The sequence below is a fragment of the Nonomuraea sp. NPDC048881 genome, from assembly GCF_040649795.1.
Classification (GTDB): domain Bacteria; phylum Actinomycetota; class Actinomycetes; order Streptosporangiales; family Streptosporangiaceae; genus Nonomuraea.
Genome location: NZ_JBEZGC010000020.1, coordinates 114,386 through 129,708, shown reverse-complemented (window position 1 = coordinate 129,708; position 15,323 = coordinate 114,386). Strand labels below are relative to the sequence as shown.

Sequence of the window (15,323 nt, the reverse complement as noted above, 5' to 3'; positions counted from 1 at the left end):
TTCCGGCCGCCCGTGAAGGCAAAGAGCGGGCATCGTCACGCAATGAGACAGTAACCTTACCCACCGTGGACCCTTTCCTCCATCAAGCGGACCTGCTGCCGCTCGTGACCCTCCAGCCGCCGGTGCGCCTCCTCCCGGCCGACGACCTCGCGGCCGTGGTCCGGGCGACGCCGGTCGTCCACGACCTGCTCCGCCTCGCCTCCGCCGCCGGTGAGCAGGGGGCGGCGCGGCCCGAGCAGGGGCGGCTCTGGGGCGTGGCCGAGGACAGCCGGCTCATCGACGTGCGCGACGGGACCGCCACGACCGGCCCGGCGGTCGAGACCCTGACGTCCGGGCCGGCCGACGACGTGCTGGACACGTGGGGCGACATCCTCTACTCGCTGTTCTCCCCCGAGGCCGACGCCGCGGCGCTCGACGCGGGCACGAGCACCCTGCTCATGCTGCTCAGCCACCGCGACGCCCTGCCGGTGGCGGAGATCCCCGAGCTGACCGACGAGGCGGCCGACGAGCTGGCCTGGTTGCGGCTGATCCGGCGCGAGGGCTCGTCGGTGTCGCTGACCCCGCTCGGCACCTGGAGCGCGCTCGACCTCTTCAAGACCCTCATCGGCCAGGACATCCCGGTCCACGGCGGCACGGCCGGCGCCGACGCCCCCACGCTGCTGCGGGCCCTGCGCACCTACGACGACGACGAACGCGCCGAGGAGGTGCGCGTCTGGCTGGGCGGGCGGGACCCGGCGCGGGCCGCCGAGGAGATCGCCGACGTCCTGCTCGACGTCAGCCCGCTGAGCCGGGCCGTCGGCCTGACCGTGTTGCTGGAGGACCTCGGCCGGCCCGGTCAGGAGATCGCCGCCGCGTTGCGCGAGGTGCCCCGGCTGGGGGCGCTCATCCGGGCCCGGGAGAAGGAGGACCACGACGTCCCGCCCGCGCCCGTCGACGTGGCCTGGGTGTACGCCGACATGACCGTGGCCGCGATGGAGATCGGCGGCCCGGCCGAGTCGATACTCCAGCTCTCCGGCAACCTCGACGTCGACGACGTGCTCAACATGCTCGGCATGATGACGTGCAGCGACCACCCCTACACGACGCCGATGCTGCGCTTCCTCATCGAGCACCATCCGGCGCCCCGGGTGGCCTCGGCCGCGCGCGTGGCGTTGCAGCGGTGGCGCGGGGTGCACGTACGGCCGCCGGGCGAGCGCGGGCGCCTGCCCAGGAAGCCCCGCAAGCCGGGCAAGACGGCGGGCGCCCAGAAGCGCCGGCGACGCTGACCGGGCCCTCCAAAGGGCTCGGAAGGCTCGGAAGGTCAGGGCTTGCGGGTCAGTTTGAGGGCGGCGCCGACGCGTTCGGCCCACTGCCAGGGGGCGTCCGTGCCGCCGGGCAGGGCGTTGTAGTACTCCCAGCCGCTCACCCCGCCCATCCCGGGATGCCGGTGCAGCAGCTCGGCGACGGTGGCGGCCAGGCGGTCGATCTCGACGTAGCCGCCGCCCCCGTTGTCGGGGGTGGTGACCGCCCCGGCCACCAGCCGGCCCGCCGGCACCACTCCCCCGGCGAGCACGGCGTCGTAGTCGCACGGGTCGGCCAGGCTGCGCGGGCCGCCGTACATCGGCAGGTTGAGCCAGGCGAGGTCGGCGCCCCGGTCGCGGAAGACCTGGTCGTGGTCCACGGCGGCGGACGGGGTGAGCGCGATCAGGAAGGCCGGGCCGAAGTCGGCGCGCAGCCGGTCGATCAGGCGTGCGAGGCCGGGCGGCGACATGGGCGCGGTCAGGCGCAGGTCCACGCCGTCGAGGCGGCGGCGGGCGAGCAGGCGGCGCAGCGGCGGGTAACAGGCGCCGAAGTCGTGGTCGAGGCGGTCGAGGCCGTCGATCATGGCCAGGGCGCGGGCGCCGTACACCTGGGTGACCTGCACGTCGTCCCACATCTGGGCGAGGTCGGGGCAGTCGGGCGGGGCGCCGTTGAGGCGGACGTCGCCGTCCGCGCCGACCTCCACGGTGGCGACGACCAGGTGGGTGAGGCCGGTACGCCGTTCGATCAGGGGCAGCGGGGAGACGTAGAGGCCGCCGTCGCAGTGGGTCCGGTAGTACATCACCAGGCGGGGTGTGTGCTGGGGCAAGGCACGTCCTCCGTGAGGAATGAGGTGATACTTCACCATGTTCCACACCAAGAGTGAGATCAAAACTACTCTTGGTTAATTTTGCCCAGGGCGGCCCGCGGCGCTCAGCGGCCCGCGCGCGGCGGCCTGACCGGCTCCTTCGCGGCCGAGCCCAGGGGCAGCATGACCTCGACCCGCGTCCCGGCCCCCGGCCCGCTGTTGACGACGCAGATGCCGCCGAGTTCGGCCGCCCGTTCCCGCATCGAGCCGAGGCCCACCCCCGCGCTGTACGCGGCGGGCAACCCCCGGCCGTCGTCGGCGACCAGCACGCGCAGCACGGAGTCCCGCTGGAGCACGATGCGGGCGCGGGAGGCCCTGGCGTGCCGCCTGATGTTGGTCAGCGCCTCCTGGACGATCCGGTAGACGGCCACCTCGACGGCGGCGGGCAGGTCGGTCATGCTGCCCTCGACCTCCACCTCGATCTCGGTGTCCGGGGAGGACTGGCCGGCCAGCTCGCGGACGGCTCTGGCCAGGCCGAGGTCGTCGAGCGCGGGCGGGCGCAGGCCGTACACCAGCTCGCGGATGTCGTCGGTGACCGCGCCCATGCCGGTGTGCAGCTCGCGCAGCAGCTCGTCGGCGGCGTCGGGGGACTTCTTCAGGCTCATCCTGGCCATGTTGATGGTCATGGCCATGGCCGAGAGGGTCTGGCCGAGCCCGTCGTGCAGGTCGCGGCGCAGGCGGCGGCGCTCCTCCTCCCTGGCCGTCAGGATGCGCTCCCTGGAACGCTGCAGGTCGGCGGCCATGCGCACGGCGTGCGCCACGTCGGCGGCGTACGGCGTGAGCGTGGTGAGCACGCGTTCGTTGTGGGCGGCGGGGAAGCGGCGCGGGCCGGGCGGCCCGACGAACAGGCGGCCGACGCGCTCGCCGTGCCACACCAGCGGCACCTGGCGGGGCTCCGCGCCCACCCGGCCGCTCTCGACGTAACGCGGCTCGCCGTCGGCGACCTCCACGGCCACGCCCTCGACCGCGAGCCCGTCGCGCAGCACGCTGACCACGGAGGTCAGCGCCTTGGCCGGGTCGCCGCGCCGGACGGCCTGGGTCAGGCGTTCGGCCAGCACGGCGGGGTCGCCGACGCTGCCGTACAGGAGGCGGTCGACGGCGCGTTGCAGCACGTGCCGCAGCGGCTGGAAGAACGCGCCGGCGAACAGCGCGGCGGCGATGCCCGCGATCTCGTCGTAGCCGGAGACCACGAGGCTGGACAGCGCGCCCGCGCCGAAGTAGACCGCGCTCACCACGGCCACCAGCCCGGCCGCGACGAAGGCCCGGCTGATCACCGTGTCGATGCCGTAGAGCCGGTAACGGGTCACTGAGAACGCGACGGCGACCGGGATGAGCGCCGCCCACACGATGCTCGGCCACAGGAGCGCCGGCACGAACGCGGCCATGATCAGGAACACGACGTAGCCCGCGAACGCGAACAGCGGCCAGCCGATCTGCCGCCTGCCCACCGGATCGGCCCGGCGCAGCCGCAGCGCCAGGGAGAGCGCCGTCAGCGCCATGGCGACGTAGATGCCGGTCCAGGCCACCATGGAGACGGCCTCCACGTACGGCCCGAGCGCGCGGATCTGCAGCGGGTTGGGGATGACGGCCGGGTAGGGGTAGCTGCCGGGGGGCGGGTCGGGCCGGAACACCGAGCGGGCCAGGTCGAGCCCGAGCGAGAACGCGCCCAGCAGCAACACCCACCGCCAGCGCGGCGAGGGCAGCCGCCCGTCGGGCGAGTAGAGCGGCAGCAGCATGGTGAGCGCCAGGCCGCACACCGCCCACCCGACCTGCACGGGGAAGCGTACGAGCCCGGCCGCGACCAGGTCGCCGTCGGCGGCCAGCCGGAACATCATCGCGCTGGACAGGTCGCTGACGGCGGCGGCGATGCCGCCCGCGACCATCAGCCACGCCATGTTCAGCCGCGGCCGATGGAAGATCAGGAACGCGCCGACCGCGGGGAAGGTCAGGGCGGCGGCCGTCTGGGGCGAGGCGGTCCTCAGCGGCGTCCACGCCTCCGGCAGACGGGCGTAGACGAGCAGCGCGGCGACCGTGAGGACCGGCGAGGCCACCGCCAGGACGACTGCCGTGACGCGCGCGAGCCGCACGCCCCGGCCCGCGGAGCCGCGCCCGGTCCCGTGGCTCTCCGCCGGCCCGGCCTCTTCGGCGATCTCGGTGAACCCGGTCATCTCATCACCGCCTTCCCCAACACTTGAACAGGATTATGACCCTTTTACTGGGATAATCCGCCCGTTGTGTCCGGGCCGTTACCGTCCGACGCCTGCTCCGGCCCCTCGCGGGGCCAGGACAGGCCTCAACCTACTCGACGGCGACGCGTGGTTTCCTATACGCATGCCCGAACCTGATCTGGTGATCGACGGCGGCGACAAGATGTGCGTCCAACTGCTCATCGAGCTGCGCGGGCACGTGCTGCGCGCCGGTCCGGGCGCCGTGATCCACCTGATCGCCAGCGACCCCGCCGCGCCCGTCGACCTGCCCGCGTGGTGCCACCTGACCGGCCACTCCTACCTCGGGCCGGTGCCCGGCGCCGAGCGCCCGACGTACGCGGTGCGCGTCGCGGACGCCGCCAAGGAGACCGAGCCCGCCCGTCCCTGGCACGCGGCCTGACGGCGGCCGCCGCCCGTCAGCGGAAGGAGCGCCGGTAGGCGGCCGGGGTGGTGCGCAGCGCGGTGTGGAAACGGCGGCGGAGGTTGACGGCCGAGGAGAGGCCGACGCGGGTGGCGATCGTCTCGACCGGCAGGTCCGTCTCCTCCAGCAGCGCCCGGGTGGCGGCCAGCCGGCGTTCCAGCAGCCAGCGGGCGGGCGGCACGCCGAGCTGATCGGCGAACTGCCGGGTCAGGGTCCGCGCGGAGACGCCTGAGTAGGCGGCCATGTCCTCGACGGTGACGTGGTCGGGCAGGCGGCCGAGCAGCCATTCGAGCAGCGGGGCCAGGGAGTCCGGCATGGGTCCCGCGGTGGGCAGCGGCGGGTACTGGCGCTGGCAGCCCTCGCGGTGCGGCCCGGCGGCGAGCTGGCGGCCGATGCGCATGGCGTGGGCCGCGCCGTGGTCCTGGAGCACCTGGTGCAGGCACAGGTCGAGGGCGGCGGCCGAGGCTCCGGCGGTGGCGACGTCGCCGTGGTCCACATAGATGACGGTGTCGTCGGGGATGACGCGCGGGTGGCGGGCGGCCAGCTCCCCGGACAGCTCCCAGTGGACGGACGCGCGGCGGCCGTCCAGCAGGCCCAGCGCGGCGGGGATGAAGATGCCCGCGCAGACGGCGACGATCCGCGCCCCGCGGGAGTGGGCCCGGGACACCGCGTCGAGCACGGCCGGCGAGGGGACCAGGGTCCAGCCCGCGACGATCACGGTGCCGGCCTCGTCGATGGCTTCGAGACCGCTGTCCACCTGCATGGGGACGCCGAGGGTGGTGGGCAGCGAGCCCGGCCGCTCGGCGCACAGGGTGAGGCTGTAGTGCTGGGGGATGTCGGGGCCCTGGTAGCCGAAGACGGCCGAGGCCGAGGTGACGGGATAGAGCTCCTGGTTGGGGGCGACCAGGGCGACCACGCGGTGCGGGCTCACGGGGGCCGGAGGCGTCTCGGGACAGTCCAGGGGCATGGCGCAAATGTACCCAATGATGTCATTTGGGACACCGGTGCTCTGATCTGGAAAAATCCAGAATTAGGGCTCATGTGGACGAGGAGTTTCGCCCTCTACTTCGGGGCCCGCACGATCTCGCTGCTCGGCGACGCGATGATGCCCGTCGCCTCGGCGCTGGCGATCGGCAAAGTTTACGGGATCGCCGGCGTCGGCTTCGTGCTCGCGCTCTGGACCGCGTCGGCCGTGCTGGTCATGTTGTTCGGCGGGGTCGTCGCCGACCGGATCGGACCCCGGCGCCTGATGATCGGCGCGGACGTGGTCAGGGTGGTCACCCAGGCGGTCGTGGCCGTCGCCTTCCTCGACGGCGCCCCGCCGTTCGCCCTGCTGCTGGCGATGGCGTTCCTGTCGGGCATGGCCGCCGGGGTGTTCGAACCGTGCGTCAACGGGATGGTGCCGCTGGTCGCCGAGGATGCGCAGCGGGCCAACGCGACCTTGAAGATCGCCGAGGCGGTCACCCAGCTCGTCGGGCCCGCGCTGGCCGGGATCCTCGTCGTGGCCACCGGGCCGGTCTTCGTCTACACCGTGGACGCCGCGACGTTCCTGGTCAGCGCGGTGTGCCTGGTGCTGGTGCGGGTCGCCGTGCCCACGCCGGAGCCGTCCGACGTGCTGAGCGACCTGCGCAGGGGCTGGGAGGAGTTCAAGGCCAGGAGCTGGATGTGGTCGGTCATCCTGGTCTGGGTGTTCTGGGGCGTGCTGGTGGTGGGGCCGTACGTGCCGCTGTCGTCCCAGGTCATCGGGGCCGACTACGGCTGGGTGATGGCGGCGCTCGGCCTCGGGACCGTGCTGGGCGGGCTGGTGGCGATCCGGCTGAAGCCGCGCAGGCCGCTGGCGGCGGGGGCGATGGCGCTGATCGGGTACGTCGCCGTGCCGCTGTCGGTCGCACTCGGGTCGCCGCTGCCGCTGCTGATGGCCGGGCACCTGCTCGGGGGATGCGCCATGGCCTTCTGGTCGGTGATGTGGTCGACCACCGTGCAGACCCAGGTCGCGCCGGACGTGCTGAACCGGGTCAACGCCTACCAGGTGGCCGGGTCGGTCGCGGGCATGGCGGTCGGGCAGGCGCTGGCCGGCCCGGTCACCGCGCTGGTCGAGCCGCGCGTCTTCATGCTGGGCTCGGCCCTGGTGACGGTCGGCGTGGTGACGGCGCTGCTGGTGATCGGGCCGGTACGGCGGCTCGGCCGCAGGTCGCAGGCGTCCGGGAGCGGGCCGGTCACGGTCCCGGCGACGTAGCCGACGCCGAGGGGACGGTGCCCACGGCACGTGCCGCGGCCGGGGCGTGCGGCTGGCAGACCGCCCGCCCCCGTCTGCGGCACGTGCCGTCCCCTCCTTTTCGCGGCACGCGATGTGGGAGCCGCCCCGGCGTTCCCCCGCGCTCGGGACGACTCCACCACGTAAGAGCGCAGAGGTACCCGTATCAGTACGTCTTCTCCCAAAAGATTTCTTGACAATTTTATTTGTCGGCAGCTAGCGTGGGCACCACGAAACGGGAGGAACACCATGAGCAGCATGATCAACTCCGCGGACGGCACCCCCATCGCGTACGAACGCGCAGGCCAGGGCCCGGCGGTCATCCTCGTGGACGGCGCACTCAGCTTCCGCGGCTCCAGCATCAACGGCGGCCTGGCCGAGGCGCTCGCCCCCGACTTCACGGTCTACACCTACGACCGGCGCGGACGGGGCGAGAGCGGCGACACCCAGCCGTACGCCGTCGAACGGGAGGTCGAGGACCTGGCCGCGCTCGTCAAGGAGGCCGGCGGCTCGGTCCGCCTGTACGGCACCTCCTCCGGCGCCGCCCTCGCCCTGGCCGCGGTCCAGCACGGCCTGCCCGTCGAGCGCCTGGCCCTGTACGAGCCCCCGTTCGTCGTGGACGGCACCCGCCCCCCGATCAAGGACGACTACCCGCGACGCCTGGAGGCGCTGGTGGCCGCCGGCCGCCGGGCCGAGGCGGTCAGGATGTTCATGCGCGAAGGGGTCGGCCTGCCGGCGATCGTGGTGGCGATGATGCGGTTCATGCCCGCGTGGGCCACGCTCAAGGCCGTGGCGCACACCCTGCCGTACGACACCGCGCTCGTCTTCCCGCACCAGCGGGGCGTGCCGTACCCGGAGGACGCGTGGGCGTCGGTGACCGTCCCGACGCTCGTCGCCGACGGCGGGAAGAGCCCGCAGTGGATGCGCAACTCCGTCGGCGCGCTGGCGAAGGCGCTGCCCGCGGCCGACCACCGCACGCTCGACGGGCAGACCCACATCGTCAAGCCGGAGGCCCTGGCGCCGGTGCTGCGGGAGTTCTTCGCCTGAGGGCCGCCGGTCAGGCGAAGACGGTGGGGTTCGCCTGAGGGCCGCCGCTCAGGCGAGTTCTTCGCCTGAGGGCGGGCGGTCAGGGGGAGACGGTGGCGAGCCAGTGGGTCCAGGCGGCTTCCAGGGCCTCGCCGTCCACCGGGGCGTAGGCGTGGTGCTCCACCACCGCCATGCCGCGTCCCTGGACGAACATGTACAGGCCGTCGTCCGTACGGACCGCCACGAACGCGCCCGGGGCGGTCACCCACTCCACGACGCCCCGCTCCGGCGAACGCCCCTCGATCGCGACCGTCACCTTCTCCCCCGCCACCGGACGGCCGGCGACGCCGAGCGCGGCCCCGAGCGCGGCCCAGAACCGCTCCTCCGACGCGCACGGGCCGGCCAGGAACAGGTTGTGGGTGGAGATCCTGCCGGGGAAGTGCCTGAGGTAGACGGCCAGCTTGTACAGGTACTGGAGGTCGCCGCGCTCCAGGTCGTCGTACTCCGACTCCCAGTCGTCGCCGAGGAAGCCGCTGTGGACGAAGCGGAGCACCGTGCTGCCCGAGCCGCGGGCTTCCAGCAGGTACTCGAAGGCCATGAACGTGCCGTCGGGGTTCTCCACGCCCCGGTGGGCCAGGCGCCTGCCCGGCTCCCAGGCGGTCACCACCGACTCGGTGGCGACGTCGTCGCCGAAGGTCTGCGTGCCCCGGCCGCCTTCGCGCGGTTCCAGTTCGGTACGGCCCATGAACCACGAGTCGATGCCCGGGCCCTCCGCGATGGCCTGCCAGACGACGTCGGGGGCGGCGTCCAGCTGGATCTCGTGGCGGATCTCGAACTCGTGCGGCATGGCGGTCTCCCTGTCACGGCCCGGCGCGGTGTGCGGCCGGCGATCGCACCGACAATATCGCTTGTCAAGCCGACTCCTGTTGTCGGCCGGCATGTGGGGCACGGTCGGCCGGCATCTGGGCGCGGTCGGCAGGCTTGTGGGGCGTGGGAGCGAGGGGCATCCCTCTTGAGAGCGAGGCGCGGGATCGCCCGTCCCGGCGATCACATCCGGAGCGGAAAACCGCAGGATAAGTGCATCGCCCCGGCCCTTGAGGAGAACCTCTGATGAACACCCGCGCCGCCTTCGTGGCCGCCCCGCTGCTAGTCCTGTCGTACGGCGTGATCCGGATCGTCGACGGCCTGGACGGGAGCCGAGGGCCGGGGTTGGCCTGGACGGCCGGCCATCTCGCCTTTCTTGCCGCTCTTGCCCTGTTCATCATGATATTTCGGGAAATGTGGCAGATGCTGGGCGGCAACCGCGTCGCCACCACCAGCCTCGTGGTCGGCCTGGTGGGCATCGCCTGCGCGGCCGCGCAGTTCGTGATCGACATCGTCGTCGGGTTCATGGCCACCGACCACGACGCGATGTCCCCGCTGTTCGACCAGGTCCAGGCGGTTCCGGGGGTGTCGCTCGCGGTCTACGCCGCCGGCCCGCTCCTGTTCTACGTCGCCCAGCTGGCCCTGGTCGTCCAGCTCGCCGCGCGGCGGCAGGTCAAGCTCTGGACCCCCGTCCTGGTCATGCTCGACTTCGCCCTCCCGGTCCTGGAGAAGGACCTGATCCCGCTCGGCGCCGTGTGCATGCTGGTGTCGTTCTGGCCGCTGGCCCGCCGCCAGGCCCCGGCCGGCGCCCGGCCCGTGCTCGTCCATGCGTGAGGAAGAATGGGACCCCGTGTCCGATCTGACGCTTGTCGACGTCTTCCGTCGCCGGCTTCGAGCGCTCCCCAACTTCTGGGTGGACGGGGCGCTCGCCCTGTTGATCGCCCTCGTCCAGGCCTGGCCGCTGATCTCCAGCCATGACCCGCAGGGCGGCAGATGGGACTGGTGGGGGTACGTGATCGCGATCGGCGCCTCGCTCCCCGTCGTCTGGCGGCGCCGGTGGCCGGTGACCATGCTGATCGCCAGCCTGGTCGTGGGCGCGCTCTACGACTTCGCCGACAACGTCGCCCGCCAGCCCATCTGGTACGGCGCCCTGGTCGCCTTCTACACGGTCGCCGCGTACTCACCCCGCCTGCCCAGGGTCGTCATGCTCGTCGTGACCCTCGTCGGCGGGCTGTCCTCCGTCGGCTCGTGGGAGACCGCGATGCGCGGGGTCGCCCTGTTCACCGCCGCCTACGCCATCGGCCGCGCGGCGGCCACGTCCCGCGCCCACGCCGCCGAGCTGGCCGAGCGCGCGGCCCGGCTCGAAAGGGAGCGTCAGTTGGAAGCCGAGCGCGCGGCCGAACGCGAGCGGGCCAGGATCGCCCGCGACATGCACGACATCCTGGCCCACGCGGTCAGCCTCATGGTGGTCCAGGCCGAGGCGGGGCCCGTCGTGGTGCGCAGCAACCCGGCCAGGGCCGAGGCCGCCTTCGACGCCATCGCCGCCGCGGGCCGGGACGCGATGGTGCAGCTGCGCCGCATGCTCGGCGTACTGAAGGAGGACGAGCCGCAGGCGCCGCGGACGCCGCAGCCGACCCTCGCGGACCTGCCCGCGCTGGCCGGCCAGGTGGCGGGCACCGGCCTGGACGTGCGCTTCGCCGAGTCCGGCGAGCCCCGCCCGATCGGCCCCGACAGCGCGCTGGCCGCCTACCGGATCACGCAGGAAGCGCTCACCAACATCGTCAAGCACTCCGGCGCCGACCGCGCCGAGATCCGGCTCACCTGGGAGGACGACCACCTGATGATCGACGTCACGGACAACGGGCGCGGCGGCGGCCCCGCGCTGCCCTCGGGCGGCAACGGCCTGATCGGCATGCGCGAACGGGCCGCGGCCTGCGGCGGCAGCGCGACCGCCGGCCCGCGCGCGGACGTGCCCGGCTTCGCGGTGTCGGCGCGACTGCCGCTGGGGGCCGGCCGATGAGCGTGCGCGTCGTGGTGGCCGACGACCAGGAGCTGGTCAGGGGCGGGTTCACGATGATCCTCGACGCCCAGCCCGACATCTCGGTGGTGGCCGAGGCGGGCGACGGGGTCGAGGCCGTGGCCGCCGTACGGGCCCACGAGCCGGACGTGCTGCTGCTCGACATCCGCATGCCCAGGATGGACGGCATCGAGGCGGCCAGGATCGTGTGCGCCGAGACCGCCTGCCGGGTGCTGATGCTGACCACGTTCGACCTGGACGACTACGTGTTCGACGCGCTGCGCGCGGGCGCGAGCGGGTTCCTGCTGAAGGACGTGCGGCGGGACGACCTGGTGACCGCGGTGCGCGTCGTGGCCGCGGGCGAGTCGCTGCTCGCGCCCACGGTGACCAGGCGGCTGATCGCCGAGTTCACCTCCCGCCCCGCGACGACCGCCGCTCCCGCGCACACGCTGGAGTCGCTGACCGCCAGGGAGCGCGAGACGTTGCAGCTGATCGCGCGCGGCCTGTCCAACGCGGAGATCGCCGAGGCCATGGTGGTCAGCGAGCACACCGTGAAGACGCACGTCAGCAACGTGCTGAGCAAACTGGGGCTGCGCGACCGGGTGCAGGCGGTGATCGCGGCCTACGAGTCGGGGCTGACCGTTCCCGGGGCGTAACGCGAGGGTCGGGCGGGTAGGCGGCCCATATGACTGAGGGTTTCGACACGGACACGCTCTGGAACGAGTTCCACCGGGCGGTCAACATGAACTCAGAGGAGCTGCGCGGCTACCTGCTCGCCGACGCCTCGGACGAGGAGGGCTTCCCTCCCGACCCCGACATGGGCATCGACGAGCTGGGCAGGGGCGTGCTGCACGTCCTGAGCAAGCGGAAGGGCGACCTGACCAAGGCCGACCTGGACGTGATGCGCCAGGTCGTCGAGCTGGTCGAGACCATGGGCGACCGGACGGACGACGACTCGCGGCGCGAGCTCATGTCCGTCGGCCACGACCCGCTCAGGGCATGACGCCTCGAATTCAACAAATGGTGGATGTGGGGCGACGCAAAGTGATGAAATGTGCGAAGCCGACTTCGTCCGAGGAGATCCGTTGAGAGACAACCTCGACCTCGCCGCGAGCGCCCAGCAGCTGGCCGACGCCGCCCCGACGGGATCGATCGACCGTGCCGCGGCCTCGTCCGTGGCCATCACCTTGGCCACGACGCGTGACATCGCCGACGCGCGGCAGGCCCTCGACGGGTTGACCCCGGAGGAGGTGCGCCAGGCGGCGCTCACCCTCTTCGACCGGCTCTCGGAGAGCTGAGCTCACTGCGCCGGGCTGCTCGAACCGGGTGAAGGCGGGCGGCCCGCCGGGAACCCGGCATGGCCGCATGCCCGTACGGTGGGGGCATGCGGATCGGGGTCCTGGGGGCGCTCCAGGTGGCTGGGGCCGAGATCGGCGGCGCCCGGGTGCGGGCCCTGCTCGTCCGTCTGGCGCTCGACCCGGGCCGGGTGGTGACCGCCGACCGGCTGATCGACGACCTGTGGCCCGGTGAGCCGCCCGCCCATCCGGCCGCGGCGCTCCAGTCGCTGGTGTCGCGGGCCCGCAGGCAGGCGCCTGGGCTGATCTCCTCGCACCCGGCCGGCTACCTGCTGGACGTGCCGCCCGGCGAGGTGGACGCCTCGGCGTTCGAGCGGCTGGTGCGGGCCGGCGACCCGCGCGGCGCGCTGGCGTTGTGGCGCGGGCCCGCGCTGGCGGACGCGGCCGGGCTGGCCTTCGCCGCCGCGCCCGCGGCCCGGCTGGAGGAACTGCGCCTCACGGCCCTGGCCGCCGCGATCACCGCCGACCTGACCGCCGAGGCCGCCCCCGCCCTCGGGCCCGAGCCCGCGTCCGAGCCCGCGTCCGAGCAGGCGCGAGGCGGACGGGACGGCGGGCCGGGGGTCGTGGCCGAGCTGGAGGAGCTGGTCGCGGCGCACCGGCTGCGCGAGCCGTTCCACGCCCTGCTCATGCGGGCGCTGGTGGCGCGCGGGCGGCGCGGCGAGGCGCTGGAGGTCTTCGAGCGGATCAGGGCCGACCTGGCCGACGAGCTGGGCGTCGATCCCGGCCCCGAGCTGCGCGCGGCCCACATGGCGGCGTTGCGCGACCCGGCTCCCGCGCCGAGGGGCAACCTGCCCGCCCGGCTGACCGGTTTCGTCGGCCGCACCGGCGACGTCGCCCGGCTGCACGCCCTGCTGGGCGGCCGGGACGAGCGGCTGGTCACGCTGGTCGGCCCCGGCGGCGTGGGCAAGACCCGCCTGGCGCTGGAGGCGGCCCGCGGTCTCGACGTGCCCGACGGCGTGTGGCTGGTCGAGCTGGCCTCCGCCACGGGGGTGCGGGCCGCGGTCGAGAGCGTGCTGCGGACGACCGACGTGGTCCGGGCGCTGCGCGGCACGTCGCCGCTCATCGTGCTGGACAACTGCGAGCACGTCGTGGAGGAGGCCGCCACGGTCGCGCGGTGGCTGCTGTCGGAGGTCGCCGGGCTGCGCGTCCTGGCCACCAGCAGGGAGCCGCTCGACATCCCCGGCGAGGTGCTGCATCCCGTCCTGCCGCTGCCCGAGGCCGCGGAGCTGTTCCTGGCGCGGGCCGCGGCGGCCAGGCCCGGCCTGGAGGTGAGCGCGGCCGACGCCGGGCGCATCTGCCGGGAGCTCGACGGCATCCCGCTGGCGATCGAGCTGGCCGCCGCGCGGCTGCGCACGATGCCGGTGTCCGTGCTGGTCCGGCAGCTCGGCGACCGGCTGGCCTTCCGCGGAGGGCGGACGTCCGAGCCGCGCCATCGCACGTTGCGCGACGTCATCGACTGGAGCTGGAACCTGCTGTCGGCGCCCGAGCGCGAGCTGCTGCGCGGGCTGACGGTCTTCTCCGGCGGCGCGACGTACGAGGCCGTCGCGGAGGTGTGCGGCGGCGACCCGGACGATCTCGCCTCGCTCGTGGACAAGTCGCTCGTCTCGGTCTCCGGCGACCGCTACTCGATGCTGGCCACCATCAGGCAGTACGCCGCCGCCGACCTGCCCGCCCTCCGGCAGGCCCACGCCCGCTACTACACCCGGCTGGCCGAGACCGCCGATCCGCTCCTGCGTACCGGCGAGCAGCTCGCCTGGCTGGAGGTGCTGGACGCCGAGCAGGACAACCTCGACGCCGCGCTGCGCCACTCCGACGACCCGCTCAGGCTGATCCTGCCCCGGTTCTGGCCCTGGATCATGCGCGGACGGCGGCGCGAGATGAGCGAGCGGGCGGCGGCCGTGCTGCGCCGGGTCGGTGACGTGCCGCCGCCGGGACGCGAGCTGGCGCACGGGCTGTGCCGGGTGCTCACGGGCGGCGAGCCGACCCCGGCGGTGCTCGACTCCGACCATCCCGCCGCGCTGAACTTCTGGGCCATGAGCGGCGCGCAACGCCCGCCCGCCGACGTCGTCGAGCTCACCGAGGACGTCGTCGAGCGCCTGCGCGACTCCCCCGACCTGTGGACGCGCTCGGCCGCGCTGCTGGTCGGCGGCATCGTCCGGTTCGAGTACGGCCCGGTCGCCGGCGCGCAGGACCTGCTCGGCCCGGCGCTCGACGGCTTCCGCCGCACCGGCGACCGCTGGGGCCAGTGGGCCTGCCTCTACTGGTTGTCGCTGGTCGCCGAGAACCGGGGCGACTTCGCCGCCGCGCTCGCCCGTGCCGAGGAGCCGGGACGCCTGGCCGCGGAGCTGTCGGGGCTGGACGCGCCGTTCGGCCCGATGACGTTCCTGCTCCGGCTCGGGCAGCTCAAGGCGCGGGCGGGCGACCACGAGGGGGCCGCGACCACGCTGGCGCAGGCATGGCGGTCGGCGCTGCGGGCCGAGGACGCGGTGACCCAGGCCAGGGTCCTGCACGCCCGCGCCGAGCTGGCCCGGCGCACCGGCGACCGGTCGGCGGCGGCCCGGCTGCTCGACCGCGCGCTGGCCCTCGGCAGCGGGGACGGGCCCGCGCAGTTCAGGGCGTTCATGCAGGTCGAGCTGGCTCGCGTGACGGAGCCGGGGCCGCCGCTGCGCACGGCGCTGGAGCTGATGGAGACCTGCGGCGACCGGACGGCCCGCGCGACCGTGCTGGAAGGCGTCGCCGAGCACCTGCCGCCCCGGCCGGCGGCCGAGCTGCTGGGCGCGGCCCGCGCGCTGCGCGGCGTCGCCGACCCCGCCGACCCCGCCGTGGTGGCCCTGATCGGACGATGCCGCTCCGCCCTCGGCACCGACGCCTTCCACGAGGCTCTGACCAGCGGAGCGGCGCTGCCGGCCCCGGAGCGGCACGCAATGTCCCTGCTCGGCTGAGCCCGTCGCGTACGCGGCATGCGCCGCCGGGCCATATGGTCGGGGAAGAGGCCACGGAAACCGACGACGAACCCCTTCTCCGCCGCTCCCC

Annotated in this window: 14 protein-coding genes; 10 read left to right on the top strand and 4 right to left on the bottom strand. The window is 73.8% G+C overall.

Going from position 1 to position 15,323, the window contains the following annotated elements; translation table 11 throughout:
* Window positions 1-65 precede the first annotated feature (65 nt).
* On the top strand, window positions 66-1,265 hold the full coding sequence (locus tag AB0C33_RS42810) for a hypothetical protein (RefSeq protein WP_358298875.1): 1,200 nt from the start codon (window positions 66-68) through the stop codon (window positions 1,263-1,265).
* A 35-nt stretch (window positions 1,266-1,300) separates the two neighbouring features.
* Here the strand turns inward: AB0C33_RS42810 and AB0C33_RS42805 are convergent, their stop codons facing one another.
* Both AB0C33_RS42805 and AB0C33_RS42800 read right to left on the bottom strand, forming a co-directional pair.
* Window positions 1,301-2,107, bottom strand: coding sequence for a hypothetical protein (locus AB0C33_RS42805; protein WP_358298873.1), 807 nt, complete (start codon window positions 2,105-2,107; stop codon window positions 1,301-1,303).
* A 104-nt stretch (window positions 2,108-2,211) separates the two neighbouring features.
* The gene (locus AB0C33_RS42800) at window positions 2,212-4,314 is read right to left on the bottom strand and encodes a histidine kinase (RefSeq protein ID WP_358298871.1); all 2,103 of its coding nucleotides are present in this window, start codon (window positions 4,312-4,314) and stop codon (window positions 2,212-2,214) included.
* 163 nt (window positions 4,315-4,477) lie between these two features.
* On the opposite strand from AB0C33_RS42800, the gene AB0C33_RS42795 reads away from it, so the two are divergent.
* Window positions 4,478-4,753: a sulfurtransferase TusA family protein gene (locus tag AB0C33_RS42795; RefSeq protein ID WP_358298869.1), complete on the top strand. Its 276-nt coding sequence runs from the start codon at window positions 4,478-4,480 to the stop codon at window positions 4,751-4,753.
* Window positions 4,754-4,769: 16 nt separating this feature from the next.
* On the opposite strand, the gene AB0C33_RS42790 is transcribed toward AB0C33_RS42795, so the two are convergent.
* Window positions 4,770-5,741 carry a helix-turn-helix domain-containing protein gene (locus AB0C33_RS42790; protein ID WP_358298867.1) on the bottom strand — a complete coding sequence of 324 codons (972 nt, stop codon included), beginning with the start codon at window positions 5,739-5,741 and terminating at the stop codon, window positions 4,770-4,772.
* A 72-nt stretch (window positions 5,742-5,813) separates the two neighbouring features.
* On the opposite strand from AB0C33_RS42790, the gene AB0C33_RS42785 reads away from it, so the two are divergent.
* Together AB0C33_RS42785 and AB0C33_RS42780 are read left to right on the top strand one after the other, a co-directional pair.
* Window positions 5,814-7,010: an MFS transporter gene (locus AB0C33_RS42785; RefSeq protein WP_358298865.1), complete on the top strand. Its 1,197-nt coding sequence runs from the start codon at window positions 5,814-5,816 to the stop codon at window positions 7,008-7,010.
* A gap of 276 nt (window positions 7,011-7,286) precedes the next feature.
* Complete coding sequence (locus AB0C33_RS42780; protein ID WP_358298863.1) at window positions 7,287-8,075, top strand: alpha/beta hydrolase; 789 nt, start codon at window positions 7,287-7,289, stop codon at window positions 8,073-8,075.
* Window positions 8,076-8,154: 79 nt separating this feature from the next.
* Here the strand turns inward: AB0C33_RS42780 and AB0C33_RS42775 are convergent, their stop codons facing one another.
* Window positions 8,155-8,901, bottom strand: a complete 747-nt coding sequence (locus tag AB0C33_RS42775) for an SRPBCC domain-containing protein (RefSeq protein ID WP_358298861.1) — start codon at window positions 8,899-8,901, stop codon at window positions 8,155-8,157.
* Window positions 8,902-9,164: 263 nt separating this feature from the next.
* Between AB0C33_RS42775 and AB0C33_RS42770 the strand changes: the two genes are divergently transcribed.
* From AB0C33_RS42770 to AB0C33_RS42745, 6 genes are all read left to right on the top strand, one after another.
* Entirely contained in the window at window positions 9,165-9,752 is a 588-nt protein-coding gene (locus AB0C33_RS42770; RefSeq protein WP_358298859.1) for a hypothetical protein, read from the top strand.
* A 16-nt stretch (window positions 9,753-9,768) separates the two neighbouring features.
* Window positions 9,769-10,938, top strand: a complete 1,170-nt coding sequence (locus tag AB0C33_RS42765) for a histidine kinase (protein ID WP_358298857.1) — start codon at window positions 9,769-9,771, stop codon at window positions 10,936-10,938.
* A complete protein-coding gene (locus AB0C33_RS42760) occupies window positions 10,935-11,591 on the top strand; it encodes a response regulator transcription factor (RefSeq protein WP_358298855.1) in 657 nt (218 codons plus the stop codon). The genes AB0C33_RS42765 and AB0C33_RS42760 overlap by 4 nt, the downstream gene beginning before the upstream one ends.
* A gap of 29 nt (window positions 11,592-11,620) precedes the next feature.
* A complete protein-coding gene (locus AB0C33_RS42755) occupies window positions 11,621-11,938 on the top strand; it encodes a DUF3140 domain-containing protein (RefSeq protein ID WP_352323139.1) in 318 nt (105 codons plus the stop codon).
* 82 nt (window positions 11,939-12,020) lie between these two features.
* Window positions 12,021-12,233 (top strand): hypothetical protein, encoded by a 213-nt coding sequence (locus AB0C33_RS42750; protein WP_352323140.1) that lies wholly within the window; start codon window positions 12,021-12,023, stop codon window positions 12,231-12,233.
* An 86-nt stretch (window positions 12,234-12,319) separates the two neighbouring features.
* Window positions 12,320-15,232, top strand: coding sequence for a BTAD domain-containing putative transcriptional regulator (locus tag AB0C33_RS42745; RefSeq protein ID WP_358298853.1), 2,913 nt, complete (start codon window positions 12,320-12,322; stop codon window positions 15,230-15,232).
* Window positions 15,233-15,323 lie beyond the last annotated feature (91 nt).